Below are 26,641 nucleotides of genomic sequence, written 5' to 3' on the forward strand. Positions count from 1 at the left end.
ACAGCCGGATTTGTCAAGCAAATATCGTTCTTTTTTGTGTTTCTGTAAATCATTTAGTCATTAAATTATCAGGCGATCTTTCCACTGCCTGATACCGTCGAGCCTCTTCCGTACAAAAAAGACCGCCCCGAAGGACGGCCGAAGGTCAGGTGCCGGATCCGGACGGGAAGGCGGAATCCTCCCCCAGCATATGGGATTCGACAATCGCGCTCAGCACATACTGATTGTTTCGAAAATTTTTCTGGCTGACATTCTCCAGCCGGATCAGATCCACTTCCAGCCAGAGCTCCTCCGATGCCACCGCGATATGCGAGAACATCACGCCGAAGCTGAACTCCATCCATTTCTTCGGCCGGTCCATCGCGTCCTTCTTCGAAAAAATGTGAATCCGGCTTCCCACCACCACGAACCGCCATGGCTGGCTGTTCTGCCAGGACGGGGCCAGCCGTGCCGCCTCGATGACCTGCGTCATCCAGTGCGTGGGCTGATCCTTGAATACACAGAGCTCCCTGGTCGGCAGACGTTTCGCCTCGCCGGCCCGCCTTAATAGCGGCCCCTTCGGGAGACCGAAGGCCATCACGATGACCAGATGCTTCCCCTCTCTCTCCTGCGGCGCGCCTCTGAGGACTGCATTTCCAATAAAGCAGCTTCCGAGTCCCAGTGTCATCATATAGAGGCTCAGCTGCTCGCAGATATAGCCCGCGTTCATCTCAGCGCGGTCACGTATTTCCGAATAAAATGTCAGGTAATATGGAGCCTGAATGCCAAAGAACCCCGTCAGAAGGTGTCTGCCTTCCGTATTCTCCGTGATGCCGATTTCCGTATGGATCCCCGGGAAAAGCGGTGCTGTCTGCTCATAGAATGTACCGATCCGGGAAAGCACCTCGGGCGGCACGGGTGTCATGGAGAACTGTCTGACCGACTGTCGTAAAAAGATCGCTTCGTATAAATTCATGAATGCCTGCTCAAAAGGACGCAGAGAGCGTCCTCTGTCCTTTGTGTTCTTATCATACCGATCCCGTTCCGCTCTGTCAAACAGCTTTCGCAGGAAATGCCTTCCTGCGCTCCGGCCGGAAATATTGCGTCCGGCCGTCCTTCTGGGTTAAAATGGAAAGGCAGCCGTCCGCGGAACGGAAATCCCCGCGGATCCTCCGTCCGGATACTTCCGTCCGGTCCGGAACGGCCAGCCTTTCGAATGAAAGGAGGAGTCAGCTTTATGGACATGAGAGCCTGGGATATCATCATCATCGTCTTCCTCGCCGTCTTCATCGTGCTGTTTGCCACCGGCAACGGAGACAAGGTCAGCTCGCTGTTCGGCAGCGGTTCCGGCCGGGATCCGAACCGTGACTATGACCGGAAGAAGACAGACCGCGCATCGCTGGTGTTCTGCTGCGTGCTGCTGGTCGTCGAGATTCTGCTGCTGGTGTTCCCGCATTCGCCCGTTATGGGATATGTCTCGATCACGACGGGAATCGTATCGCTCTGCCTCTATATGTACTATCTGCGAAAATACTGCCGAAAATAGAGCGGTTATTTGACATCGGCGCAGGGGCGTTTATAATTAGAAACTGTTCCGCAGTCAGGTTCCGCGCGCCTTCCTTCGGAAGGGACCGGAACGATTGAGCATGGGAGGCTTGATTTATGGAGAAGCAGCATATCGAATGGGACAAGCTCGGTTTCGGCTATCTCGAAACGTCCGCGAGCTACGTCTCGAACTATAAGAACGGCGCATGGGATGAGGGCGGCCTTACATCAGACCACACCGTCACGATTTCCGAGTGCGCCGCTGTGCTTCAATACTCTCAGTCCGTATTCGAGGGACTGAAAGCCTATACGACGGAGGACGGCCGTACGGTCTGCTTCCGCCCGGACCTGAACGCGCAGCGTATGGTCGATTCCGCGAAACGGCTGGAAATGCCGCCGTTCCCGGAGGATCGCTTTGTCGAGGCCGTCAGAGAGGTCGTAAAAGCCAATGAGAGCTGGGTTCCGCCCTACGGTTCCGGCGCGACGCTGTACATCCGTCCGTATATGTTCGGCTCCAACGCCGTCATCGGCGTGAAACCGGCTGACGAATATCAGTTCCGTATTCTGACCACACCGGTAGGTCCGTATTTCAAGGGCGGCGCCAAACCGATTCAGCTGAAAGTTCCGGACTTCGACCGCGCGGCACCTCACGGAACGGGTCACATCAAGGCCGGGCTCAACTACGCGATGAGCCTGCACCCGATCGTCATCGCGCACAGAGAGGGCTTCGCGGACAATCTGTATCCGGATTCCGCCACCCGCACCAACGTGGAGGAAACCGGAGGCGCGAACATCATCTTCATCAAGGGGAACAAATTCATCACGGTCAAATCGGATTCCATCCTCCCGTCCATCACGAGACGTTCCCTTGAATATGTCGCGGAGCATTATCTCGGCATGGAGGTCGAGGAGCGGGTGGTCCCGTTCACGGAGCTGCCGGAATTCGAGGAAGCCGGCCTCTGCGGCACGGCGGCCGTCATCTCGCCGGTGGGCCGGATTGTCGATCACGGCAAGGTGATCAACTTCCCCAGCGGCATGGAAAAGATGGGTCCGAAGATTCAGAAGCTCTACGACACGCTGACCGGCATCCAGATGGGCCGCATCGAAGCGCCGGAAGGCTGGATTTTCGAGATCTGAATGGATCGATACCGCGGCATTTCGTCTGTAAAGAAGAATGGACGGCTGCGGGAATCATGGAAGAATAAAGGTGCTGCCGCCCGGCTTTAAGCCGGGCGGCAGCACCTTTTTCCTGCTTCACTTCATCATCGTCAGGTCCGGTTTCCGAACAGGCGGATTTTTTCCGCCGCTACAACCCGCACCGCATGCTCCTCATACGGAATCATCTCGCTGATCGTGTGGATTCCGTCATTGTATGCCTGAATCGCCCCCTGACAGCAGGCAAGATTGATATCGGTAAAAATGTCGATCTTCGAGATCCCGCTTGCGATAGCCTCCCGGATCGCCGTATCCGAAAGACCGGAACCTCCGTGCAGAACAAGGGGAACCTTCGCGGCTTCCGCGATCGCCCGGATTCGATTGTAATCCAGCTTCGGCGTTTCCAGATACTGGCCGTGGGCCGTGCCGACGGCGATCGCAAGCGCATCGATCCCCGTTTCCTTCACATAATCCGCCGCCTGTGCGGGATCCGTAAGTTCCGCGGCGCCGGAACGCAGCTCCTCCGCTTCCGGCGTATGGCCCAGTTCCGCCTCTACGGCCGCTCCGAATGCATGGGCCGTACGGACCATCTCCGAGACCTTCGCCGCATTGACCTCCAGCACATCCCTTGAACAGTCAAAATTCACCGACGTGAATCCCAGCTTAAGCGCTTCAATACAGCGGGCAAAGGTCTGCCCGTGATCAAAATGCACCGCGACAGGCACCGCAGCCTTCCTCGCCATCGGAAGCACAAAAGCGGCAAATTCGTCCAGCGGACAGATTGACAGCTGGCTCTCCTCGATTCCGAGAATCACCGGCGCGTCCGCCTCCTCCGCGGCTGCGATCACAGCGCGCGCCATCTCCAGTGTCAGAACGTCAAAATGACCGACACAGTAATGTCCCGCTTCCGCAGGAACCAGAACCTCCTTCAAGTTCGCCAGCATGAAAGGCCTCCCCTCTCAGTCGGACCGGAAAAAGACGGATGCGGTCCGCTTTTTTCCGGGCTCATTCTATCAGTGATGGAACAGGCGGATGCCGGTAAAGGCCATCGCGATTCCGTAGCGGTCGCAGCAGTCGATCACAGCATCGTCACGGACCGATCCGCCCGGCTCGGCGATATAACGGACGCCGGATTTTCTCGCGCGTTCAATGTTGTCCGGGAACGGGAAGAAGGCGTCCGATCCGAGGGAAACATCCGTCTGCTGATCAAGCCATGCCCGCTTCTCTTCCGCGGTAAAGACATCGGGCTTTACCCGGAACACTCTCTGCCACGCGCCGTCCCGGAGCACATCTTCGTACTCATTGCCGATGTAGACATCGATGGCGTTGTCTCTGTCCGCCCGCCGGATTCCGTCCACGAATGGCAGCTCCAGCACCTTCGGGCTCTGACGGAGCATCCAGTTGTCCGCCTTGCTCCCCGCCAGCCGGACACAGTGCACGCGGGACTGCTGACCGGCACCGACGCCGATCGCCTGGCCGTCCTTCGCGTAGGCGACCGAGTTGGACTGGGTGTATTTCAGCGTGATCAGGGAAACCACCAGATCCCGCTTCGCCGCCTCCGGAATCGTCCGGTTCTTTGTCACCACATTCTCAAGCATTTTCTCATCGATCACAAGATCATTCCGGCCCTGCTCGAAGGTGATGCCGAATACATCCTTATGCTCAAGGGGCGCCGGCTGATAGTCCGGATTGATCTCGATCACCGTGTAATTGCCGTTCTTCTTCTCTTTCAGGATTGCCAGAGCCTCATCCGTGTACCCCGGCGCGATCACGCCGTCAGATACCTCCCGGCGGATGACGGAAGCGGTATCCCTGTCGCAGATGTCGCTCAGCGAGACAAAATCACCGAAGGAACTCATCCTGTCCGCCCCTCTCGCCCTCGCGTAGGCGCAGGCCAGCGGGGAGAGATCGCCCATATCGTCCACAAAATAGATTTTCTTCAGCGTATCGGTCAGCGGGAGCCCCACCGCGGCGCCGGCAGGCGAGACATGCTTGAAGGAAGCCGCCGCGGGAAGTCCGGTCGCACGTTTCAAATCCGAAACAAGCTGCCACCCGTTCAGCGCATCCATGAAATTGATGTAACCGGGACGGCCCGACAGCACCCGGATCGGAAGATCGCGTCCATCGTTCACGAAGATGCGGGACGGCTTCTGGTTCGGGTTGCAGCCGTATTTAAGAGCAAGATCTTTCATTCTGTATTCATCCTCCTCGTGCGTTCGTTGCCTTCTGCATTTTTATTTTAACATGAAACAGACGGATCCGGCATACCCGTGCACTTTTTTCCATCAGGAAAATGCTGCCGTCCGGCATGCCGGACCCGTCGTCCGGTCAATGGTTCTTATTCACAATGCGGCTCTCATACGTGCCGTCGGAAAGATTGATGAAGCGGGTAAACAGAGAAACCCTGTTATCCGGATTCAGCCCGTTCCAGATCCGTTCCGTGAATCCGTCAAGATCATCTTCCACGGCGATCCGGACCGGCTCGCCCTCAAAGCTCGGAAGAGGATTCCCGTTTCCCATATAAGTGCTGATGAAATGGCCCTCGCCCGGAAGCGCAGGCGCATAGGAGAAAGTGAATCGCTGATCCGACTCCGGCCGGCCGTCGGCGCTCTTCAGAATCGAAATGGCGTAGTTGAAGGAGCCGTCTTCAAGGCGGTGCAGGACACCGGAGATCCGGGGTGTATAGTTCGGCCTGTCCGGTTCGAAGCGGCGGGCGCGAAGCGACTGCTCGAAGGTCTTCTGGCTGTCGAGTCCTTCAAAGATCGTATCCGTCTGATCACCGTTCGTGACGATCGTCTTGCTGCCCAGCACGCGGACCGGCGCATAGATGATCAGACTCGGATCCTCCATCTTCGACTCGTCGAAGGCCTGCGTACGGATGCCCTCACCGTCCTCGACGAAAATGCGGTTCCTCGAGTTCTCACTCCGTCCCATGATGAAATAGACGATCACCGCCTTCCGTCCGTCCGGTGTCAGCCCGATCGCGAGTCCCCGGCCCGGGTATTCATTCATGCTCAGAAGTTCCGGCAGATTCTGTTTTATCACGCTCTTCCTCCTTTTCTGGCCTGCCTGCGTTCCGGTATCCGGAGATACTCGATCGGCATCTGGTACAGATCCGAAAGGGCCTTCAAATCCGTGTATCGGATATCCGTCATTCCGTTTTCCCAGTTGACGATCGTCTGCTTCGTTCTGTGCAGGACGCGAGCCACATCGTCCTGCGTCATCTCGGCATTGACGCGCGCGGCCTTCAGTGAAATTTTTGGCATCATCCTACTCACCCCTCTTTACTTTCGGATGTCAATGCAGTGGTTTCCATTTTAAATGGTTTTCTTCCCCTCCGCTCCGGGGAACTTCCGTCCCATCTGGGGACGGAGTATCCACTCAAAATATATATTTTTTAATGTACAGAAATTTGAACTTATCATTCTATTCAGCCCGGATGTGGAGCGCAACGATGGAAATGAAGGAACGCGGGAGGAAAGAAATCCTCGCCGGGAATATCCTTGACTATCTGGCGGTTAATCATATGACCGAAAAGGAAGCCGCTGAAAAAGCCGGGATCAAGGTCACAACACTCAATTCATGGATCCGGATGGTCAGTTATCCGCGGGAGCCTCATCTGAAGCGTCTGGCCGATATGTTCGGCATTCCCGTCGAGGCGCTGACCGAGGATCAGTCACCGGCCGCCCTGAGGCGCCGCAAATACATGACAGTCGGCGAATCGCTTCTGCTGAAGCAGTTCCGCGAGGACGAGCTTTTCCGTGAATATGTTCAGCTGGGTCTGGACGCTTCCAGAAACCGCCGTCTTCTTCCCTATATCAAAGCGATCCGCGACATCCGGTCATGAGAATCATCGCCGGAAGCAACCTGTCTGGCGGTACCGTTCCCGCGGATCCGGATGCGGGCAGGCGCCGCCCCGTCCGTGCCTTTCGCACCCTGCCGGCCGCCGTTATTTCATGGCGGCCGGCTTCGCGTTTCTCTTCCCGATCAGTTATTGTCCACCGAATAGTTCGGAGCTTCCTTTGTGATATGAATGTCGTGAGGATGTGACTCCTTGAGCGAAGCGGCGGATATTTTCACGAACTGCGCCGTTTTCTGCAGCGTCGGAATGTCCTTTGCTCCGCAGTAGCCCATGCCGGAGCGGATTCCGCCCACCAGCTGGAATACCGTATCCTCAACGGATCCCTTGTACGCCACGCGGCCTTCCACGCCTTCCGGAACCAGCTTCTTGGCGTCTGTCTGGAAGTAGCGGTCGCGGCTGCCCGCTTCCATCGCGGCGATGCTCCCCATCCCGCGGTAGACCTTGAATTTTCTCCCCTGAAACAATTCGAAATCTCCGGGCGCCTCGTCGCAGCCGGCAAAAATGCTTCCCATCATACAGACGTTCGCGCCCGCGGCCAGCGCCTTCGTCATATCGCCGGAGTACTGGATTCCGCCGTCGGCGATGATCGGCCTTCCGTACTTCTCAGCCGCCTTCGCGCACTCCATCACAGCGGTGATCTGCGGCACCCCGATGCCCGCGACGATCCGCGTGGTGCAGATGGAGCCCGGGCCGATACCGACCTTCACCGCGTCGCAGCCGGCCTCGAAGAGCGCGGCCGCTCCGGCTTCCGTCGCCACATTGCCCGCAATCAGCTGAAGTTCCGGGAAGGCATCCTTGATCTCTCTGACTGTGCTGATGATATTCTTCGAATGTCCGTGAGCCGAATCCACCACAATGACATCCACATGGGCATTAAAGAGAGCCTGGACCCGATCCATGACGTTCTTCGTGATGCCCACGGCGGCTCCGCAGAGCAGGCGGCCCTGTGAATCCTTTGCGGACAGGGGATACTTGATCTGCTTCTCGATATCCTTGATCGTGATCAGTCCCTTGAGATTTCCCTCCTCATCGATGATCGGAAGCTTCTCCTTCCGGGCGGCGGCGAGGATTTTCTTCGCCTCCTCCAGCGTCACGCCCTCCTTGGCCGTGATCAGATTCTCCGACGTCATGCGCTCGCGGATCGGGCGGGTCATATCCTCCTCGAATTTCAGGTCCCGGTTGGTGATGATTCCGACCAGCTTTTTCCCTTCCGTAATCGGTACGCCGGAAATACGGTATTTGGCCATCAGCGCGTTGGCATCCCCCAGCGTATGCTCAGGTGTCAGGGAAAACGGATCCGTTATGACGCCGTTCTCGGAGCGCTTGACCATATCCACTTCCTCAGCCTGCGCCTCGATGCTCATGTTCTTGTGAATGATCCCGATACCGCCCTGTCTTGACATGGCAATCGCCATCCGGTGCTCGGTCACCGTGTCCATCCCGGCGCTCATCATCGGGATATTCAGCCGGATCCGATTGGTGAGCTGCGTCGAAATATCCACCATATTCGGCGTACACTCACTGTACTGCGGTACAAGCAGAACATCATCAAACGTAATGCCGTCGCCTACAATTGTTGCCATTCCTTACCTCCATGATGCACAGGTTAACGGGGTTTCCTGATTTGAAGCAAAGACCGGAGAGAGTATCCGCTCTGCGTCCGGTTCTATAATGGAAACACCGGCCGCCGCCTTTACACGGCTGCCGATGGGATTCCTCATGATTCAGGATGCACTTTTCTTGGCATGCGCGTACGCAGATCCGACAGCATCGGATCGTTCAGCTGGACCAGAATCTTCTGTTTTGTTTCTCCTCCTTTGACTGCCACGAAGGGTCTTACGGATTCCTGACGAACCGAATAATCAACCGTTTTGAACGTGTCGCCGTAGGCATCCAGTTCGTGAGAACCGAGCGGCGCAATGCACTCCGCATCCGTCAGATCAATCTGGGCAAGCTCCTTACGGCTGGATTTGGAATAGATCGCGGCAATGTCCAGTTCGCCGTTCACATAGGAGTATTCGTATTCGACATTGAAACGCGGGAAAACGACTGAATCCACGATGATCATGACGAGCAGTCCGATGATAAAAAAAGGATGAATGAAAAAGCCCGCCACAGCCAGCAGCACCGTCACCAGAACCAGCAGCGGTTTTCGCATTGTCTCCAGCGGAGTCGGTTTCTTCGGCAGTACGAGCTCAATAAAGGTATCTTCCATCTTATCGTCCCTCCTGCCTCAGCATGAAGCGGCAGGTTTTCCTTTCTGAATTTTATTAGATTTTAGCACCTATGCACCCGGGGCGCAACCCGTTGTCCTCCCCGCAAAAGCGCCTGTATCAGGCACTTTCGCGCCATTCGAGATCCCGCCGGGCGCAGCGATGAAAAAAGGGAGACCCACTTTCCCGTGAGCCTCCCTTTTTTCATCTGATACTTTTATGCCGCTTCCGGCGCTTCGTCCGGACAGACAGAGCATTACATCATGCCCATGCCCTGGCCGCCCTGCGGCGCAGCCGGCTCCTTCTCCTTGATGATCGATACCGCGGACTCGGTGGTCAGCAGCGTCGCGGCGATGGAGTTGGCGTTCTGAAGTGCGGATCTGGAAACCTTCACCGGGTCCAGAATGCCCGCATCCACCAGATTGACATACTCATCTGTCAGCGCGTTGTAGCCTTCCCCGTTCTTCGCCTTCTTCACGTTATCGACGATCACGGCGCCTTCCTTGCCTGCGTTGACCGCGATTCTGTACAGAGGAGCTTCCAGCGCCTTCTGCACGATCTCTGCACCGGTCTTCTCATCGCCCTTCAGGCCGGATACCAGCTCGTTCAGCTTCTCAGCCGCATGGACATAAGAGCTGCCGCCGCCGGCGACAATGCCTTCCTCCACAGCCGCACGGGTCGCGTTCAGCGCATCCTCCATACGGTACTTCTTATCCTTCATCTCGGTCTCGGTCGGAGCGCCGACACGGATGACGGCTACGCCGCCGGCCAGCTTGGCCAGTCTCTCCTGCAGTTTCTCACGATCGAAGTCGGACTTGGTATCCTGAATCTGGTTGCGGATCTGAGCAACCCTGTCAGCGATTGCCTTTTTGTCTCCCTCGCCGTCAACGATGACGGTATTCTCCTTGGTCACCTTGACGGACTTCGCGCGTCCGAGCTGATCCATCGTGACATCCTTGAGATCGATGCCGAGCTCGTCTGAGACAACGACACCGCCGGTCAGAACCGCGATATCCTTCAGCATATCCTTTCTTCTGTCGCCGTAGCCCGGAGACTTGACTGCCACCACGTTGAAGGTTCCGCGGAGCTTGTTGACGATCAGGGTCGTCAGCGCCTCACCCTCGACATCCTCGGCGATGATCAGGAGCTGAGCACCGGATTTCACGATCTGCTCAAGCACCGGAAGCAGATCCTGAATATTGCTGATCTTCTTGTCGACGATCAGGATGTACGGATCCTCCAGACGGGCTTCCATCTTCTCGGTGTCCGTGCACATATAAGCGGAAATATAGCCGCGGTCGAACTCCATGCCTTCAACGGTATCGAGCTCGGTCTGCATTGTCTTGGATTCCTCGATGGTGATGACGCCGTCCTTGGAGACCTTCTCCATCGCGTTCGCCACCATCTCGCCGACCTCATCGTCACCGGAGGAGACAGCCGCGACACGTGCGATCTGTTTTCTACCGCTGACCGGCTTGCTCATATCGACAAGGGCCTTGACCGCCGCATCCGTTGCCTTCTGCATGCCTCTTCTCAGGATGATCGGATTTGCGCCGGCCGCGAGGTTCTTCATTCCTTCGTGAACCATCGCCTGAGCCAGAACCGTCGCGGTCGTGGTGCCGTCGCCTGCCACATCGTTGGTCTTGGAAGCGACCTCGCGGATCAGCTGCGCGCCCATGTTCTCAAACCCGTCCTCCAGCTCGATCTCCTTTGCGATCGTCACGCCGTCGTTGGTGATCGTCGGGGCGCCGTAGGACTTCTCAAGCACAACGTTTCTGCCCTTCGGTCCAAGCGTCACACGGACTACATCCGCCAGTTTATCGACACCGGCAAGAAGAGCCTCTCTTGCCTCAATACCGTACTTAATCTGCTTTGCCATATCCGTAAGCCTCCCTTATTTACTCTTCCACAACAGCGAGAATATCGTTCTGTCTGACGACGACATACTTGTCTTCGCCCAGCTTCACTTCAGTGCCCGCGTACTTGGAATAGATAACTTTCTGCCCGACCTTGACATTCATGACGACTTCCTTGCCGTCAACGACACCGCCCGGTCCGACCGCGATTACTTCAGCCTGCTGCGGCTTTTCCTTTGCCTGACCCGGAAGTACGATTCCGGATGCGGTCGTCTCCTCAGCTTCGAGTTCCTTCAGAACGACTCTGTCGCTAAGCGGTACTAACTTCATAAAAATCTGCCTCCTTTTTATAGAAACAATTCAGATTTTCTATCTTGGTAGCACTCGATTTATTGGAGTGCTAACATCTAGGACATAATATACGACCTGCTTTTCCGGATGTCAAGCCATTTTCATAAAAATTGTGCAGCGGCTGTCCGTCTTCCCGCTCCGGCGGTCCCTGCCGCTGCAAGATCCGGAATCCGGCGGACTGCGGCGGATGTATCGGCCTGAATCCGCCTTCGCGGGCAGCAAAAAAGACTGCCGCACCGGACACGGACAGCGCTTTCTGCGGGAATCCGAAGATGATCCCGTATTCTGTCGCGGTCCCGGTTCCTGTAACGGCAGCCTCTTTTGCTGTATGCCTTCGGAAACGATCCGGCCCGAGCACAGCGGGCCGGACCGTTTTCCTGCTTATTTCTTTGCCCGATGCAGCTTGATCTCATCAAGCTCATCAAATATATAATCATTCAGCACCTTGATATAGGTGCCTTTCATTCCTGAGGAACGGGACTCGATCACGCCGGCGCTCTCGAACTTCCGCAGCGCGTTGACGATCACGGAACGGGTGATGCCGACCCGGTCCGCAATCTTGCTGGCAACCAGGATTCCTTCATTGCCGTCCAGCTCATCGAAAATATGAATGATGGCTTCGAGCTCGGAGAAGGACAGTGTGGAGAAGGCGGACTTGACCACCTGATGCTTCCGGGTTTCGGCTGCATTCTCCTCATCAACGGACCGCATCATCTCCAGTCCGACCACAGTCGTCCCGTACTCGCTGACGATGATGTCATCGATGTCATACTGCGCTGAGGAGCGGTAGCTGAACACCGTTCCGAGGCGTTCGCCGGCAATCTCGATCGGGTTGATAATGGCCGTATAGTGCTCCACGCCCTCTCCCGTGAAGCCCAGTGTCGCCAGATTCACATTTTCCTTGGTGGAGAGCACGCCGAGAAAACGCTCATTCAGCAGACTGTCCACAAAACTTCCGATCTCGCTGGTGATCATCTCGCTGAGTTCTTCCACGCCCTCGCACTTGCCGACTCCGAGCACCTTGCCCTTCTTGCTGATGACAAGAATGTTGGAGGAAAGCGTTTCGACGAGCACGGAGCAGATGTCATTGAACACAACCTTCGATGTGCTCGTGTTATGCAGCAGCTTATTGATCTTTCGTGTCTTGTCCAGCAGCTGTACGCTCATGTTCACTCCTTTCTAACTGAATCCGTCTGACCGGGATGCGAAGACGTGCCGTCCGGTCCTGCCGGCTTTATTGCGTCGTCCGCGGACACCGGAAGGGCCTGCCCCGCGCACCGGAAGACCTGCATCTCCCTTCCGACGGACAGGAAGAGCGTCCGGTCCGGCGTGTCGAAGCCGCGTGCCGCCGCGTCCAAGGCTGACTGGTTCTGCAAATATCCACTCTGACCGATCCAATTTGACAATTCGACTATAGCATAAACAGTCAGATCATACAAGTCGATTCAGAATTATTTTGAAATTATCAGACATCTTCCGAATAACCGCAGGAAGGATCCGAGCATACGATCTTGCTGCCCTTTCTGATCATATAATGGCCGCATTTCGGACAGCTTTTTTCCACCGGCATTGACCACGACATAAACGTACAGGCGGGGTTGTTTTCACAGCCGTAGTACCGGCGTCCCTTTCGGGTCCGCTTCAGCACCACTTCACCGCCGCACAGGGGACACCGGACGCCGACCTTCTCGAAGTACGGTTTGGTGTTCCGGCACTCCGGAAATCCCGGGCACGCGAGAAACTTGCCGTGCGGACCGTACTTGATCACCATATGCCGTCCGCAGTTTTCGCAGACCACATCGGTCTCCTCGTCCTCGATCTTCACTTCGGCGAGTTCTTCCTTTGCCCGGCTGACCTCTTCCTCCAGATCCGGATAGAAATTGCGCACGATGGTTTTCCAGTCAACCCGTCCCATCGCGACGCCGTCCAGCAGCGTCTCAAGGTTGGCCGTGAAATTCTCATCGACGATCTGGGGGAATGCCTTCAGCATGATGCCGTCGACCACCTCGCCCAGCTCTGTCAGATAGAGATTCTTCTGCTCCTTGGTGATATAATGCCGGGCGAGAATCGTGGAAATCGTCGGCGCGTATGTGCTGGGACGTCCGATTCCCTTCTCCTCAAGTGTCCGGACAAGGGATGCCTCCGTAAAATGAGCCGGAGGCTGCGTGAAGTGCTGCTCCGGCCGAAGCTCCGTCATCTCCAGCTTCATCCCTTTCTCAAGATTTTTCAGCATCATGCCGGAGGCGCTCTTCTCCTCATCCTCCGCGGCATAGACGTCAAGGAACCCCGCGAAACGAATCCGCGACGCGGAAGCCGTAAACGTATACGGCCCGCCCGCGATTTTCACCTGGGCGGTGTCATAGACGGCCGCGGCCATACGGCTGGCCGCGAACCGGCGCCATATCAGCTGATACAGGCGGAACTGTTCTCTCGACAGCGAATCACGGACGGAGGCCGGTGTCCGCCGGATGTCCGTCGGCCGGATCGCCTCATGGGCGTCCTGGGCGTTGCGGTTATGATTCGTTCCCTGCGGATGTCCGTAGTATTCCGCTCCGTACTGCTCCGTGATGAAGGCTTCGGCCGCCGTCTCCGCCTCGCCTGCGACACGCGTGGAGTCGGTGCGCAGGTATGTGATGATACCGACCGTTCCTTCGCCTTCGAGATCAACGCCTTCATAGAGCTGCTGGGCGACACGCATCGTCTTCGATGTCGAGAAGCCGAGCCGGTTCGAGGCGTCCTGCTGAAGCGTGCTCGTCGTGAAGGGAAGCGGCGGCTTCCTCACCCGTTCTCCCCTGCGGAGCTCGGAAACAGTAAAATCCGCCTGCTCCAGCTCCCGGACAATACGGTCCATTTCTTCCTTCGAGGAGACGGTCATCTTCCTGTCCGTCCCGAAGAACTTCGCTTCCAGTGGCTTCTTCTGTCCGGGAACCTGAAGCAGGGCGTCAAGCGTCCAGTACTCGGACGGAATGAAGTCCGCGATCTCCTTCTCCCGCCGTGCGATGATCCGGAGCGCCACCGACTGGACCCGGCCGGCGGAAAGCCCGCGCTTCACCTTTTTCCAGAGGACGGGGCTGATCTCATAGCCCACGAGACGGTCAAGCACGCGCCGCGCCTGCTGGGCGTTGACAAGATTCATATCGATGTCCCGGGGATTCTTGAGGGAGGTACGAACCGCGTTTTTCGTGATCTCATTGAAGGTGATCCGGCGCATCTTCTTCGGATCGAGATTCAGCGCCGTGACAAGATGCCAGGAAATCGCCTCTCCCTCCCGGTCGGGGTCGGTCGCGAGAAACACATGATCCGCGTTCTTCGCTTCACGGCGGAGTCTGGCAAGCAGATCTCCTTTCCCGCGGATCGTGATATATTTCGGTTCAAAGTCATGTTCCACGTCAATGCCGAGCTGACTCTTCGGCAGATCCCGGACATGGCCCATGGACGCTTCCACATCGTAGCGCGAGCCGAGAAACTTACGGATCGTCTTCACCTTGGCCGGCGACTCCACGATGACCAGATTCTTTGCCAACACGTGCCTCCATCTCATTCCTGCTTGATTTCAGTCCTAGAAACTATACAGCAAAAGGAAAAGGCGTGCAAGACGATTTTGCCGCCTCTGTCCGCTTCCGATATCATTTTTTATCCGAATATTAATCATATCGGATCGAATCGTCGCACTCTTATAGACAGGAATGAAGCGAAAGGCTATACTCCATGCACATCCGGGGAGCGGCCGCTCTCCTTCCTGCGAGGTGACGAAAATGTACAACCGCATCCGCTCCGCCGCCGTCTTCGGCCTTGATATCCTTCCGATCACCGTAGAGGCCGACATCAGCGACGGTCTTCCCTGCTTCGTCATGGTCGGCTATCTGAGCGCGCAGATCCGGGAATCGGAGGACCGGATCCGTACGGCCTTCCGCAACAGCGGGATCACGCTTCCCGCGCGCCGGATCACGGTCAACCTCTCCCCGGCCGATGTGCCGAAAAGCGGCTCTCTCTATGATCTCCCCATCGCCCTGACCGTCATCGCTGCGGCCGGACAGATCCCCGCCTCCTCGCTGGACGGTCTGATGGCCGTCGGAGAGCTCAGTCTGAACGGAGGCGTCAATCCGATCAGCGGCGTCCTTCCCATCGCGATCCGTGCACGGAAGGAAGGCCTGCGCGCACTGATCGTTCCTTCCGGCAATACACGCGAGGCTCTTTCCGTAGACGGCATCACGGTAGTAGGGGTAAAGACCATCCACGAGGCCGTCGAATACCTCCGGAACGGAACGGCGCCGCCTCTCCCCGAAGAAAAGGACAGCGGCGATGAGGAAGGGACGGCGCCGGATTTCCGGGATATACGCGGCCAGTCCTTCGCCAGACGGGCCGCCCTGATCGCGGCCGCCGGCTTTCATAATCTGCTGCTCGCCGGGCCGCCCGGATCGGGCAAGACCATGATCGCCCGCCGCGTCCCCTCCATCCTACCCCGGCTGACCGGAGACGAACAGCTGGAGATCGAGCAGATCTACAGCATCGCCGGTCTGCTGGACCCGGAACACCCGGTCATCCGGAGAAGGCCTTACCGCCATCCCCATCACACCATCTCGCCTCAGGCGCTGGCCGGCGGCGGAAAGATTCCGCGCCCCGGCGAAATCACACTGGCTCACAGAGGCGTGCTCTTTCTGGACGAAATGCCGGAATTCTCAAGGCAGGCCCTGGAAATTCTACGGCAGCCCCTGGAGGACCGGGAAATCGTCATCTCAAGAGCGACCGGCAGCTTCCGCTTTCCGGCCAGCTTTCTCCTGCTGGCCGCGATGAACCGCTGCCCCTGCGGCTATTACCCGGATCTCAGCCGTTGCACCTGCACGCAGGCGGACATCCGGTCCTACATGGGGCGGATCTCAAAACCGCTGCTCGACCGGATCGATCTGTGCATCGAGCTGAGTCCGGTAAGCTATGACGACCTGACCGCCCGCTCGCCGGACGGCGAATCCTCTTCTTCCATGCGGAAGAGAGCGGAGACCGTGCGGCTGATCCAGGCGGACCGTTTTGCGTCCGTCTCCTGGCATTTCAACTCGGAGATTCCGGCCGGCCGGATCCCCGAATTCTGCGTGACGGATGAGCAGGCGGAACGGATTCTTTCCTCGTCCTTCCGGCGCTTTGCGCTCAGCGCCCGCGGATACCACCGGGTGCTTCGTGTTGCGCGCACCATCGCCGATCTGGACGGCTCGGATGTCATACTCGGAAGGCACGCAGAGGAAGCGCTGGTCTACCGTATGCTATCATAAACGCAGCAGAAGGGAAACGCGGAAGCTGCGCCGGACCGGGAGAAATCCGTATCCGTGAGTCACCCGCCGCAGAACATAATCGAAAGGGATCAGCGAAATGACAGAAGAAAGAAATGCATTCGCCGACAGCGCGTCCGCGGATTTTCACCCTGCAGTCCGGTGTATCCGGGACACCGACACAGACTGGCCGGACCGCCTGAAGGGACTTCCCTCCATGCCGCACGCCCTCTACTTCATCGGGGATCTGCCTCGCGACGACCAGCCAGCCTGTGCGATCATCGGATCGCGGATGTGCAGCCCGTACGGTCACCGGATCGCCGCGGAATTCGGAAGCGCGCTGGCCTCAAGGGGAATCCAGATCATCAGCGGGATGGCCGTCGGCGTCGACGGTTATGCGCAGGAAGGTGCACTCCGGGCGGGCGGTCGCAGCTTCGGCGTACTCGGATCCGGTCCGGATGTCTGCTATCCTCCGGCCAACGAGCCCCTCTACCGGCAGCTCATCGAATCCGGCGGCGTCCTGTCGGAGCTGAAGCCCGGGTCGCCGCCGATCGGCCGCCAGTTCGCCGCCCGCAACCGTCTGATCAGCGCGTTCGCCGATCTCGTGCTCGTCGTGGAGGCAAAGCTCCGTTCCGGAACGAATCTGACCGTGGACTTTGCCCTGCAGCAGGGAAAGAACGTGTTCGCCGTCCCGGGTCGGATCGGGGATCATCTCTCCGACGGCTGCAATTATCTGATCGCCCAGGGAGCCGGCATCGCGTATGCGCCCGAAGCGCTTCTGAATGAATTCCAGATGAGCCGCAGCACGCTGAGCTTCGCCGACTCCGCCGATTCCGCGATGGCGCTGAGGCGAAAGCAGGAGGAGCGGGTTCTCTCCGATCCGGCCCTTACCAAAGAGGCGCGCCGGATCTACCGCGCTCTGTCTTTCGAAGACACAGCGACACCGGACATACTGTCAGACGCTCTGGGAATGGAGATTTCATCGGTTCTGTCCGCTCTTACTTCTCTTGTGATCGAGGGCTACGCCGAGGAGGAGCTCCGGGGCTGCTATGTGCGTTCAAGACCCTGACTGTGCCTTATACCCCTTCCGGCTGCTCCGCCATCCGGAGAATATCTCCCGGCTCTGCTTCCGCATCCAGCGCAAGATGCAGCTCCTGCTGCGGATGCGGAGCCGAAGGCTGCTCCAGTCCGTCGCGGTCGAAGATTCCGAGTACCTGCACCTTCACGTCCCTGCCGTCCGGCTTCATGATCTCGATGACATCCCCGGCAAGAAATTTATTCTTCTGCAGGATCACGGCACGTTCCCGGCTGTCGATGTCGTTCACGGTTCCCAGATAGATATACGTCCTGCGATAGGTATTGCTGTCATAAATCAGGTCATCCCGGCCGGGCCGGCCGTAAAAGAATCCGGTGGTGAACCTTCGGTAAGTTCCCTCGGCAACCTTCCCGCGGTATGATGCGCGTCTCGATTCATACAGAGCCGGGTCTGTCTCATAGTCGCGCATCGCCATCCGGTACGCGCGCGCGCAGGTCGCCACATAAAGCGCTGTCTTCATCCGGCCTTCCACCTTGAAGCTGTCGATGCCGGCCTCGTAGAGATCCGGCAGATGATCGATCATGCAGAGGTCCCGGGAGTTGAAGATATAAGTGCCGCGCTCATTCTCCTCCACCGGCATATATTCGCCGGGGCGCGTCTCCTCCATCACCGCGTACCGCCACCGGCAGGGATGCGTGCAGGCTCCCCGGTTGGCGTCCCGGCCAGCCAGATAGCTGCTCAGAAGACAGCGGCCCGAATAGGAAATGCACATCGCCCCGTGAACGAACACCTCCAGTTCCAGATCCGGAGGAATCCGCCGGCGCAGCTCCTTCAGCTCGCTGATCGAAAGCTCTCTTGCCGTTACGATCCTTGAAGCGCCGAGATCATGCCAGAAGACGGCGGACTCGGAATTGGTGGTGTTGGCCTGTGTACTGATATGGATCGGCACGGCAGGCGCACAGCGGCGGGCCAGCCGGAACATACCCGGATCCGCGATCAAAAGCGCGTCCGGCTCCATTGATTCCAGCTCTCCGAAATAGCGTGCCGCTTCGTCCAGATCGCTGTCACGTGCGAAAATATTGGCCGTCACATAGACCTTTTTCCCGTATCGGTGGGCAAACTCAATGCCCTCTCTCATCTCTCCGGCGCTGAAATTTCTCGCCTTCGCGCGAAGGCTCATCGTCTCGCCGCCGATATAGACCGCGTCCGCCCCATAGCGGACCGCAGTCTTCAGAACCGGCAGCGAACCGGCCGGAATCAGAAGCTCAGGATGTCTCATCTTCTTCTCCTCTCAGACTGCCCCTTCCTTCGGCGCGGCATGACACTGCCAGCCCGTCTCCCACAGGCAGAATGGTCGTGGTCAGCTCCGGATTGGCGTAAACCGCCTCGAGGTATGCGCGGATTCTCGCGTGAATCGTCCGGTTCCGCCGTTCCACGGCAAAACGCGAATCCAGCGTCTCGCCGCCCTCGAGGATGTTGTCGGCGGCCAGCACTCCGTCCCCTGAAAGGAGCCTCAGAAGCTCCGGAAGAAGCGTGATGTACTGACCCTTCGCCGCGTCGAGAAAGATCAGGTCATAGGGACCGTCCAGCTGCGGCAGAATCGTCCGGGCGTCTCCCTCAAGCAGCCGGACGCCGCCTTCCGCTCCCGCGCGGACGATATTCCGGCGCGCCTCACGGATCCGTTCCGGACGGTTCTCGATGGTCGTCACCGGCGCGCCGCCCTCCAGATACATGTAGACAGCAGAGAAGCCGACGGCGGTTCCGATCTCCAGAACCGTCTTCGGCTTCCTCAGTGCCAGCAGCATACGCAGTGCCCGGCGGGTCCCGCGGCGAATCACCGGAACGCCGTCCCGGACCGCCTCGTTCTCGATCGACCGGAGCACATCCGGCATCGGAGATTCCAGACTGTCGCAGAATACATCCAGCCGCCCCTCACCCGGCCTCATGGCTTCGGCACCCGCATCTTCACCGAATTGACCACGCTGGCGCTCACATTGTTCAGAATCCGCACCAGATCCTCCTCGGCTTCCAGAAAGGCGTTCACCTCCGGCAGCTTCTCCAGCCGCTCGTACTCTTTTCCGAGTTCGTCGGAATTTTCCATCAGATTTCCATTGTCCGGATCCTGATACAGTTCAATGGTCTTTTTGCGGAGTTCCATGACCTGATCGAAGACGCCCGGAAACTTTTCCAGCGCCTCCTCACATTCCAGATACCGCCTGTAATCACTGCTGTTTCTGATCGAATCGACCAGCTTTTCCGTACATTCCTCTATCTCGTAATCCATTCCCCGTCTGCTCCAGAAACAGGCGTTCTGACTCGCCGTTCAGAACGCCCCGCATAATTCTTACAGAGAAGCTTCCATGATAATCGGAAGAATCATCGGCCGCCGCTGCGTCCGTTTCCACACGAAATCGCTGAGCGCGTCCTTGACCTCCGTCTTGATCTTCGACCAGTCCGTGATATTGTGATCCAGACACTTGTTCACCGCCGCCGAAGCCACGGCGTCCGCCTCCTCGAGAAGGCCCTCCGACTCACGGACGTACACGAACCCTCTTGAGACGAGATCCGGTCCGGCCAGAAGATGGTTGCTGTGCTGTTCGAGCGTCATGACCACGATGATGATGCCGTCCTCAGCCAGATGCTGACGGTCGCGGATCACGATGTTGCCCACATCGCCGACACCGAGCCCGTCGACGAGAATCCCGCCGGTCTGTACTTTGCCGATGATTCTTGCCGACTCATCACCGATCTCCAGCACGTCTCCCGTATGAAGGAGCCAGATCCGCTCCTTCGGGATCCCGAGGGATTCCGCGATATGAGCCTGAGCCTGAAGATGTCTCCGCTCTCCGTGCACCGGGATCGCGTACTTCGGCCGGACCAGCGCATAGATGAGCTTGATGTCCTCCTGGCAGGCGTGTCCGGAAACATGCGTATCCTGGAAAATCACTTCCGCTCCGATCTCGGACAGCTCATTGATGACATTCGAGACGGCTTTCTCGTTGCCCGGAATCGGATGGGAGGAGAAGACGATCACATCGCCGGGCATAATCTTGACCTTCTTATGAATATTGGCCGCCATTCTCGACAGCGCCGCCATGGACTCGCCCTGGCTGCCGGTCGTCACCAGCACGGTTTTCTCCGGCGGATAATTCTTCAGATCATCCAGCTCGACCAGCGTATGCTTTGAGTCGTCGATATAGCCCAGCTCGACGGCCGTGCCGATGACATTGACCATCGAGCGCCCCTCAAGACAGACCTTCCGTCCGTATTTGACAGCGGAATTGATGATCTGCTGCACGCGGTCCACATTCGAAGCGAAGGTCGCGATGATCAGACGCTGTTTCTGATGCTCGGCAAAAATCCGGTCGAAGACGACTCCGACCGTCCGTTCGGACATCGTGAAGCCCGGACGCTCCGCGTTGGTGCTGTCGCAGAGAAGCGCCAGCACGCCCTTTCTTCCGATCTCGGCGAAGCGCTGCAGATCGATGGCATCGCCGAAGACCGGCGTGTAATCGACCTTGAAGTCCCCGGTATGGACCACGATCCCGGCAGGGGAATAAATCGCAAGCGCCGCGGCGTCCTGAATGCTGTGGTTGGTCTTGATGAATTCGATGCGGAAATCACCGAGATTGATCGACTGGCCGAATTTGACGACCTTCCGCTTGACGCTCTTCATCATCCCGTGCTCTTCGAGCTTTTTCTCGATCAGCGCCATCGTCAGCCGCGTCGTGTAGATCGGTACGTTCAGCTTCTTGAAGACATACGGGATCGCTCCGATATGGTCTTCATGCCCGTGCGTGATGACGAAGCCCTTGACCTTTGAGTAATTTTCCACAAGATAAGTCACGTCCGGAATCACAAAGTCGATTCCGAGCATGTCGTCTTCCGGAAAAGCCAGCCCGCAGTCGACGACAATGATGCTGTCGCCGTACTCAAACGCCGTCATATTCATACCGATCTGCTCGAGGCCGCCAAGCGGTATGATCTTCAGCTTCTCCTTATTCAGTTTCTTAGCCAAAAAGTAACCTCCTTTTCATAAAGCGCACGTTCCTGTCATGCTTCCGTCACATCAGGATATCCGTGTCATCATCCGTCATCTCATTGAAGACCTTCATGAGGGCCGCCAGCTCGGCTTCGTCCTCCACGGGGACATACTCCGCCTCCGCGCTCGCCTCATCTGAGATATCTTTTAAAATGAGGGCATTCGCGTCTCCTTCCGGTGCATCCGACACCAGAAGATAATCCGTACCGTTCACACGCGCCTGCTCCTCAATATAAAAAACCGTCTGCTCACCGTTCTCGCCGGTAAATGTCACTGTCTCTGTCATTGTCCAACCAGTCCTGAAGAATCACCGCCGCCGCGATGCGGTCCACATGTTTCCCGTACTCATCCTTCCGGATTCCGACTGCTTCCATGATTTCCTCCGCTTCCACGGTCGTCAGCCGCTCGTCGCAGTAATAGACGGGCAGTGAGAACTTCTGCTTCAGCATGTCGCCGAAAGCCTTTGTCTTCCGGGCGCGCTCGCCCTCAGAATCATCCATGTTAAGGGGATAGCCGAGCACCAGCGCCTGCGCGCCGTATTCCGCGCAGAGTTCTCCGATACGCCGCATCGTGCTCCGAAGATGGGTTTCCTGCTTTCTGCGGATAATTTCCAGTCCGCGGGCAAGCGTCCCGGTCGGATCCGAGACGGCGACGCCTACTGTTTTGGACCCGAAGTCCAGTCCGAGCACCCGCATCCCTCAGCGGTCTTCCCAGGCCTTGTTGCGGATGTACTCCTTCAAAAGTTCCTCGACCAGCTCGTCGCGCTCCACTTTCATGATCATGCTCCGGGCTCCCTTGTAATTCGTGATATAAGTCGGGTCACCGGACATAATGTATCCGACAATCTGGTTGACCGGGTTGTAGCCTTTCTCTTCCATCGCCGTGTAGACGACGCTGAGAACATCCTTCACCCTGATCTCCGGCTCTGTCTTCACGCTGAAATACTGCGTGTTTCCTGCGTTCGAATTTACCATGTCATCCACTCCTTGCGTATCTGGCACCATGCGGAAGCAGACTCCGCGGAAGTTCCGGCCCTCATCCGCAGCGGTGACAGATCCATCCGACTACACTTATTCATATTCTACACTGCTTTTCCGATATGATCAAGCGCCGATCAGCGGGGTCAGGACGAGCGTCCCGTCCCCGAGCACCCGGGTCACGGTGAGACGGCGTATCTCACCCTCCCGCATGTCTCCGTCAAAAAGGCCCTCCAGCGCTTCTCTCGTATGGCCGCTGCGGCAAAGCCGCCCGTCCCGCACTGCTTCATCCTCGGCGAGAAACTCCACGTCCCGCCCGAGAAAGGCCGACGCGTACGCGTGACGCATCGTCCGGTCCATGTCGATCAGGCGGAGGCTCCGCTGGTGCTTCACGGCTTCCGGGATCTGATCCGGCATCGAGGCCGCCTTCGTTCCGGTTCTCCTGGAATACTTGAAGACATGCATCTTCGCGAAGTTGACCCGTCTGACGAAATCGACCGTTTCTTCAAACTCCTCCTCTGTCTCTCCCGGGAAACCGGTAATCACATCCGTCGTGATCGCGGGACAGGAGAATGTGCGGCGGAGCCTGCCCACGATCCGTTCGTAATCCGCCGCCGTGTAACGTCTCTGCATGCGGCGAAGCACCGCCTCCGATCCGCTCTGCAGCGACAGGTGGAACTGAGGACAGATCTCCGGAATATCCGCGAGCGCCGCGACAAAATCCTCCGTCATGATGCCGGGCTCAAGCGATCCGAGCCGGACGCGCCGGACGGACGGGACCGCCGCGACAGCCCGGATCAGCCGAAGCAGACGCTCGTTCGTTTCCGCCTCGGAGGCGAACGGAGTCTGCCTGTTCTCGCCCGGCGTGTCGAGATCCATCCCGTAGGAGCTGATGTGGATACCGGTCAGCACCACCTCGCGGTAGCCGTTTTCCGCCAGCCGTTCCGCCTCGCTCACCACGTCCTCCTCCGCCCGGCTCCGCACCCGTCCGCGCACATACGGAATCATGCAGTAGGTACAGAACTGATTGCATCCGTCCTGAATCTTGAGAAAGGCCCGCGCCCGTCCCTCCGCGGTGTCGATGCTGAGCGGATCATACGACGAAGCGCCGGCGACAGCGGGGGAGACGTTCCCGTCTCTCCCTTCGAGATACGCCCCGAGAAGTTCGGCAAGCCGGGATTTTGACTGGTTGCCGACGACCAGATCCACCTGAGGGTCCTTCCGGATCGCTTCGCCCGCGTCTTCTGCGTAGCACCCGCAGGCCACGACAACGGCCTCCGGGTTCATCTCCTTCGCCCGGTGAAGCATCTGCCTTGACTTCCGGTCCGCAATATTCGTTACAGTACAGGTATTGATCACATAGACGTCCGCGCCGGAAGCGAACGGAACAATCTCATAGCCGGCCCGGCGAAGCTGCTCCGCCATCGCCTCCGTCTCATAGGCGTTCACCCTGCAGCCGAGATTATGAAATGCAGCCTTTTTTTGCAACTTCGTACTCCTTCGATCAAAGGGCTTGACTCGCCTTTTGATTAAAGCTAAGATTAAAAACGGTAAGTCAGACAGAATCAGGCGATATGCCTGTCAATCAGGAGGATATGCATGAAGAAGGTGAAAGTTTCGCTCAACTCGATTGAAAAGGTCAAGCGGTTCGTCAACGACATCAATCGCTTCGACTTCGATTTCGACCTCGTTTCCGGCCGCTACGTCATCGACGCCAAATCCATCATGGGCATCTTCAGCCTCGATCTCTCGCAGCCCATCGAGCTCGATATTCACGCGGACGGCGAAAAACTCGACGAGGTTCTGAAGGTACTGGATCCTTACCTGGTCTGAACGGATGCCGGAGGACACGACGCAGGCCGTGCTGTCGTTTCATAAATATAATAAGGAATATGTCCTGCTCTCCCGTTTCTGCGGGAGAGCTTTTTGCTTCTGGAAAAACAGCAGGCGCCGGCGGACTGCGTTCCGCTTCCGGCCCTCCTCCGTCTGCCTGTCCTGCGCCGCCGGAGGATCACGGCTTCACCGTGAAAATCTCCGTCGTCTCAATCGCCTTGTCCACCAGATCCTCGATTCTTCCGCGAAGCTTCGCCTCGGACCGCTCGATCACCTCCGGTACCGGTTTTGTCACCGGATGCTTCGCGACGAAAATCGTGCAGCAGTCCTCGTACGGGAGGATCGACGTCGCATAGGTGCCGATACGCTGTGCCATCTCAACGATTTCACTCTTGTCAAAACCGATCAGCGGCCGATAGACCGGGAGGCTGACCACCGCGTTGGTCGTAAGAAGAGACTGCATGGTCTGGCTCGCCACCTGACCGATGCTCTCCCCCGTCACAAGCCCGAGATCCTCATTCTGCCGCGCGAAGTGCTCCGCGATCCGCATCATATACCGGCGCATGATGATCGTCAGTTCCTCATGCGGACAGGTATCGTAGATTGCCAGCTGGATATCCGTGAAATTCACCACATGAAGCCGGACCGGACCCGCGTACGCCGCCACCTGACGGGCGAGATCCACCACCTTCTGCTTCGCGCGCTCTGAGGTGTAGGGCGGCGCGTGAAAGTAAACCGCGTCGATCACGACGCCGCGCTTTGCGATCATCCACCCGGCCACCGGCGAGTCGATACCGCCGGACAGACAGAGCATTGCCCGTCCGTTCGTGCCGACCGGCATGCCGCCCGGGCCCGGGATCGTCTTCGAGTAGATGTAAACCGTGTCCCGGATCTCCACGTCAAAGAGAACATCCGGATGATGCACGTCAACCGTCAGTTCCGGGAAGTGCTCCAGAATCGCCTCTCCGAGACCGGCGGCAATCTCCATGGAAGTCCCCGGATATTCCTTGTCCACGCGGCGAACCTTCACCTTGAACGTCGCCTTTGTTCCGGCGTGCTCCTTCGAGACGTAATCCACGATATCGTCCTTCAGCTTCGCCGGATCCACCGCCGGATAGGTGTGCACCGGACAGATGCCGACGATGCCGAACACATGCCGGAGCGCTCCGACCGTCTCGGCGCTGTCCCAGTCTCCGCCGCATGTGACATAAACCCTTCCCCGCTCATGCGTGACCTCGAAGGTGCCCGGAATATGATCCAGCGCCAGCCGGATCCGCTTTGCAAGCGCATCCTCGAACACATGGCGGTTCTTTCCCTTGATGCCGATTTCTCCGTATTTGATCAGATAGGTATGAAACATGTCTTTCTCCCGTTCAGTGCGCCTGATAGCGGCGGAGCATCGGCAGCACGTCCGCAAGCACGCGAAGCGCCGTATCGACCTCCTCCATCGTATTCGTCTCCGCGAAGCTGAACCGGATAGAGGAAGAAGTCTCCTCCTTCGGCGCGCCGATCGCGGTCATCGTAGGGCTCGCATGCCTCTTGTGGGTGGAACAGGCCGAACCCGCAGAGACATAAATTCCATGGTCCTCCAGCGTATGAAGCAGAACCTCCGACCCCACGCCGGGGAAAGAGGCGTTGACAATATGCGGTGCCCGCTCCGGCGCGTCCGCCCCGTGGATCACCACATCGGGCAGCGCACGGAGACCCTCCTCCAGATGATCCCGGAGAGCGGTCAGATGGCTCCTCTTCTCATCAAAATCCGTGTACGCTTCCCGGCACGCCACACCCAGTCCGGCAATGCCCGGTACGTTTTCAGTCCCGGAGCGCATCCCGCCCTGCTGGCCTCCTCCGTAAATCAGCGGAAGCACCCGCGCTCCTTTCCGGATATAGAGGAATCCCGTTCCCTTCGGTCCGTGCAGCTTATGACCGCTGACGGAGAGCAGATCGATGCCGCTCCTGCGCGGCTGAATCTGAAACTTCCCGAAGGCCTGGATCGCGTCCACGTGGTAGAGCGCGTCCGGTGAGGATGCATGCACCAGAGACGCGACCTCATTCACCGGTACGACGGCACCGATCTCATTGTTCACGTACATTGTCGAAACGAGAATCACATCCCTGTCCAGCATCGGCCGGAGCGCTTCCATATCCAGTGCTCCCGCCCGGCTCACCGGAATCGTCTCGACGGAAAACCCGAAGTCTCTGAGCACACGCAGAGGCTCGGATACCGCCGGGTGTTCCATCGCGGTTGTCAGGATCCGGCCGCCCTGCCTCCGCCGGGCCATCGCGCTCCCGATCAGCGCCCAGTTGTTAGACTCTGTACCGCCCGATGTAAAATAAATCTCCTCCTCCGAAACGCGGAGAATCCGTGCGATCACAGAACGGGCTTCCTTCAGGTACTGCTCGGCCTCCACGCCCTTCCTGTGAAGCGAGGACGGGTTGCCGTAATCCTCTGTCATCGTCTTCATCACAATCCGGCGCACTGCCTCGGAAGGCTGCGTCGTGGATGAATTATCAAAATAGATTTCGCTCAT

General features: G+C 58.0%; 27 protein-coding genes. 6 read left to right on the forward strand and 21 right to left on the reverse strand.

Going from position 1 to position 26,641, the window contains the following annotated elements; translation table 11 throughout:
* Window positions 1-145 precede the first annotated feature (145 nt).
* Window positions 146-955, reverse strand: a complete 810-nt coding sequence (locus tag G4C92_RS01240; RefSeq protein WP_274940818.1) for a nitroreductase family protein — start codon at window positions 953-955, stop codon at window positions 146-148.
* A 261-nt stretch (window positions 956-1,216) separates the two neighbouring features.
* Between G4C92_RS01240 and G4C92_RS01245 the strand changes: the two genes are divergently transcribed.
* Together G4C92_RS01245 and G4C92_RS01250 are read left to right on the forward strand one after the other, a co-directional pair.
* Complete coding sequence (locus tag G4C92_RS01245) at window positions 1,217-1,525, forward strand: hypothetical protein (RefSeq protein ID WP_274940819.1); 309 nt, start codon at window positions 1,217-1,219, stop codon at window positions 1,523-1,525.
* Between the two features lie 116 nt (window positions 1,526-1,641).
* Window positions 1,642-2,661 (forward strand): branched-chain amino acid aminotransferase, encoded by a 1,020-nt coding sequence (locus G4C92_RS01250; protein ID WP_274940820.1) that lies wholly within the window; start codon window positions 1,642-1,644, stop codon window positions 2,659-2,661.
* Window positions 2,662-2,792: 131 nt separating this feature from the next.
* On the opposite strand, the gene G4C92_RS01255 is transcribed toward G4C92_RS01250, so the two are convergent.
* From G4C92_RS01255 to G4C92_RS01270, 4 genes are all read right to left on the reverse strand, one after another.
* Complete coding sequence (locus G4C92_RS01255) at window positions 2,793-3,623, reverse strand: class II fructose-bisphosphate aldolase (protein WP_274940821.1); 831 nt, start codon at window positions 3,621-3,623, stop codon at window positions 2,793-2,795.
* A gap of 69 nt (window positions 3,624-3,692) precedes the next feature.
* The gene (locus G4C92_RS01260) at window positions 3,693-4,871 is read right to left on the reverse strand and encodes a phosphoribosylaminoimidazolecarboxamide formyltransferase (RefSeq protein WP_274940822.1); all 1,179 of its coding nucleotides are present in this window, start codon (window positions 4,869-4,871) and stop codon (window positions 3,693-3,695) included.
* 136 nt (window positions 4,872-5,007) lie between these two features.
* Window positions 5,008-5,691, reverse strand: a complete 684-nt coding sequence (locus G4C92_RS01265; RefSeq protein WP_408611784.1) for an IMP cyclohydrolase — start codon at window positions 5,689-5,691, stop codon at window positions 5,008-5,010.
* A 29-nt stretch (window positions 5,692-5,720) separates the two neighbouring features.
* Window positions 5,721-5,948 (reverse strand): helix-turn-helix transcriptional regulator, encoded by a 228-nt coding sequence (locus G4C92_RS01270; RefSeq protein ID WP_274940824.1) that lies wholly within the window; start codon window positions 5,946-5,948, stop codon window positions 5,721-5,723.
* 185 nt (window positions 5,949-6,133) lie between these two features.
* On the opposite strand from G4C92_RS01270, the gene G4C92_RS01275 reads away from it, so the two are divergent.
* Window positions 6,134-6,526, forward strand: a complete 393-nt coding sequence (locus G4C92_RS01275) for a helix-turn-helix domain-containing protein (RefSeq protein WP_274940825.1) — start codon at window positions 6,134-6,136, stop codon at window positions 6,524-6,526.
* 140 nt (window positions 6,527-6,666) lie between these two features.
* Here G4C92_RS01275 and guaB read toward each other — a convergent pair whose 3' ends face one another.
* The 6 genes from guaB to topA all read right to left on the reverse strand — a co-directional run bounded on the left by guaB (window position 6,667) and on the right by topA (window position 14,484).
* A complete protein-coding gene (guaB, locus tag G4C92_RS01280) occupies window positions 6,667-8,124 on the reverse strand; it encodes an IMP dehydrogenase (protein ID WP_274940826.1) in 1,458 nt (485 codons plus the stop codon).
* A 134-nt stretch (window positions 8,125-8,258) separates the two neighbouring features.
* Window positions 8,259-8,756, reverse strand: a complete 498-nt coding sequence (locus G4C92_RS01285) for a DUF6106 family protein (protein ID WP_274940827.1) — start codon at window positions 8,754-8,756, stop codon at window positions 8,259-8,261.
* Between the two features lie 254 nt (window positions 8,757-9,010).
* Complete coding sequence (gene groL, locus G4C92_RS01290) at window positions 9,011-10,633, reverse strand: chaperonin GroEL (protein ID WP_274940828.1); 1,623 nt, start codon at window positions 10,631-10,633, stop codon at window positions 9,011-9,013.
* 19 nt (window positions 10,634-10,652) lie between these two features.
* Window positions 10,653-10,940, reverse strand: coding sequence for a co-chaperone GroES (locus G4C92_RS01295; RefSeq protein WP_274940829.1), 288 nt, complete (start codon window positions 10,938-10,940; stop codon window positions 10,653-10,655).
* 402 nt (window positions 10,941-11,342) lie between these two features.
* Entirely contained in the window at window positions 11,343-12,128 is a 786-nt protein-coding gene (gene codY / locus G4C92_RS01300) for a GTP-sensing pleiotropic transcriptional regulator CodY (protein WP_274940830.1), read from the reverse strand.
* 298 nt (window positions 12,129-12,426) lie between these two features.
* Entirely contained in the window at window positions 12,427-14,484 is a 2,058-nt protein-coding gene (gene topA, locus G4C92_RS01305) for a type I DNA topoisomerase (RefSeq protein ID WP_274940831.1), read from the reverse strand.
* Between the two features lie 232 nt (window positions 14,485-14,716).
* Between topA and G4C92_RS01310 the strand changes: the two genes are divergently transcribed.
* Window positions 14,717-16,225, forward strand: coding sequence for a YifB family Mg chelatase-like AAA ATPase (locus tag G4C92_RS01310; RefSeq protein ID WP_274940832.1), 1,509 nt, complete (start codon window positions 14,717-14,719; stop codon window positions 16,223-16,225).
* Window positions 16,226-16,322: 97 nt separating this feature from the next.
* Window positions 16,323-17,291, forward strand: coding sequence for a DNA-processing protein DprA (gene dprA, locus G4C92_RS01315; RefSeq protein WP_274940833.1), 969 nt, complete (start codon window positions 16,323-16,325; stop codon window positions 17,289-17,291).
* Between the two features lie 7 nt (window positions 17,292-17,298).
* On the opposite strand, the gene G4C92_RS01320 is transcribed toward dprA, so the two are convergent.
* From G4C92_RS01320 to mtaB, 8 genes are all read right to left on the reverse strand, one after another.
* Window positions 17,299-18,537, reverse strand: a complete 1,239-nt coding sequence (locus tag G4C92_RS01320) for a peptidase U32 family protein (RefSeq protein ID WP_274940834.1) — start codon at window positions 18,535-18,537, stop codon at window positions 17,299-17,301.
* Window positions 18,524-19,204 (reverse strand): O-methyltransferase, encoded by a 681-nt coding sequence (locus G4C92_RS01325; RefSeq protein ID WP_274940835.1) that lies wholly within the window; start codon window positions 19,202-19,204, stop codon window positions 18,524-18,526. The genes G4C92_RS01320 and G4C92_RS01325 overlap by 14 nt, the downstream gene beginning before the upstream one ends.
* The gene (locus G4C92_RS01330) at window positions 19,201-19,542 is read right to left on the reverse strand and encodes a YlbF family regulator (RefSeq protein ID WP_274940836.1); all 342 of its coding nucleotides are present in this window, start codon (window positions 19,540-19,542) and stop codon (window positions 19,201-19,203) included. Before G4C92_RS01330 ends, G4C92_RS01325 begins: the two co-directional genes overlap by 4 nt.
* Before the next feature lie 60 nt (window positions 19,543-19,602).
* On the reverse strand, window positions 19,603-21,210 hold the full coding sequence (locus tag G4C92_RS01335; protein ID WP_408611785.1) for a ribonuclease J: 1,608 nt from the start codon (window positions 21,208-21,210) through the stop codon (window positions 19,603-19,605).
* 112 nt (window positions 21,211-21,322) lie between these two features.
* Window positions 21,323-21,586 (reverse strand): DUF1292 domain-containing protein, encoded by a 264-nt coding sequence (locus G4C92_RS01340; RefSeq protein WP_274940838.1) that lies wholly within the window; start codon window positions 21,584-21,586, stop codon window positions 21,323-21,325.
* Window positions 21,549-21,995 carry a Holliday junction resolvase RuvX gene (gene ruvX, locus G4C92_RS01345; RefSeq protein ID WP_274940839.1) on the reverse strand — a complete coding sequence of 149 codons (447 nt, stop codon included), beginning with the start codon at window positions 21,993-21,995 and terminating at the stop codon, window positions 21,549-21,551. The genes G4C92_RS01340 and ruvX overlap by 38 nt, the downstream gene beginning before the upstream one ends.
* Window positions 21,996-21,998: 3 nt before the next feature.
* Window positions 21,999-22,274 (reverse strand): IreB family regulatory phosphoprotein, encoded by a 276-nt coding sequence (locus G4C92_RS01350; RefSeq protein ID WP_274940840.1) that lies wholly within the window; start codon window positions 22,272-22,274, stop codon window positions 21,999-22,001.
* Between the two features lie 129 nt (window positions 22,275-22,403).
* Complete coding sequence (gene mtaB, locus G4C92_RS01355; RefSeq protein WP_408611786.1) at window positions 22,404-23,702, reverse strand: tRNA (N(6)-L-threonylcarbamoyladenosine(37)-C(2))-methylthiotransferase MtaB; 1,299 nt, start codon at window positions 23,700-23,702, stop codon at window positions 22,404-22,406.
* Window positions 23,703-23,876: 174 nt separating this feature from the next.
* On the opposite strand from mtaB, the gene G4C92_RS01360 reads away from it, so the two are divergent.
* Window positions 23,877-24,110, forward strand: coding sequence for an HPr family phosphocarrier protein (locus G4C92_RS01360; RefSeq protein ID WP_274940842.1), 234 nt, complete (start codon window positions 23,877-23,879; stop codon window positions 24,108-24,110).
* A gap of 178 nt (window positions 24,111-24,288) precedes the next feature.
* Here the strand turns inward: G4C92_RS01360 and thiI are convergent, their stop codons facing one another.
* Together thiI and G4C92_RS01370 are read right to left on the reverse strand one after the other, a co-directional pair.
* A complete protein-coding gene (thiI, locus tag G4C92_RS01365) occupies window positions 24,289-25,470 on the reverse strand; it encodes a tRNA uracil 4-sulfurtransferase ThiI (protein ID WP_274940843.1) in 1,182 nt (393 codons plus the stop codon).
* 13 nt (window positions 25,471-25,483) lie between these two features.
* Window positions 25,484-26,641 (reverse strand): cysteine desulfurase family protein, encoded by a 1,158-nt coding sequence (locus tag G4C92_RS01370; protein WP_274940844.1) that lies wholly within the window; start codon window positions 26,639-26,641, stop codon window positions 25,484-25,486.

Source organism: Chordicoccus furentiruminis (assembly GCF_019355395.1).
Taxonomy (GTDB): Bacteria; Bacillota; Clostridia; order Lachnospirales; family Lachnospiraceae; genus Chordicoccus; species Chordicoccus furentiruminis.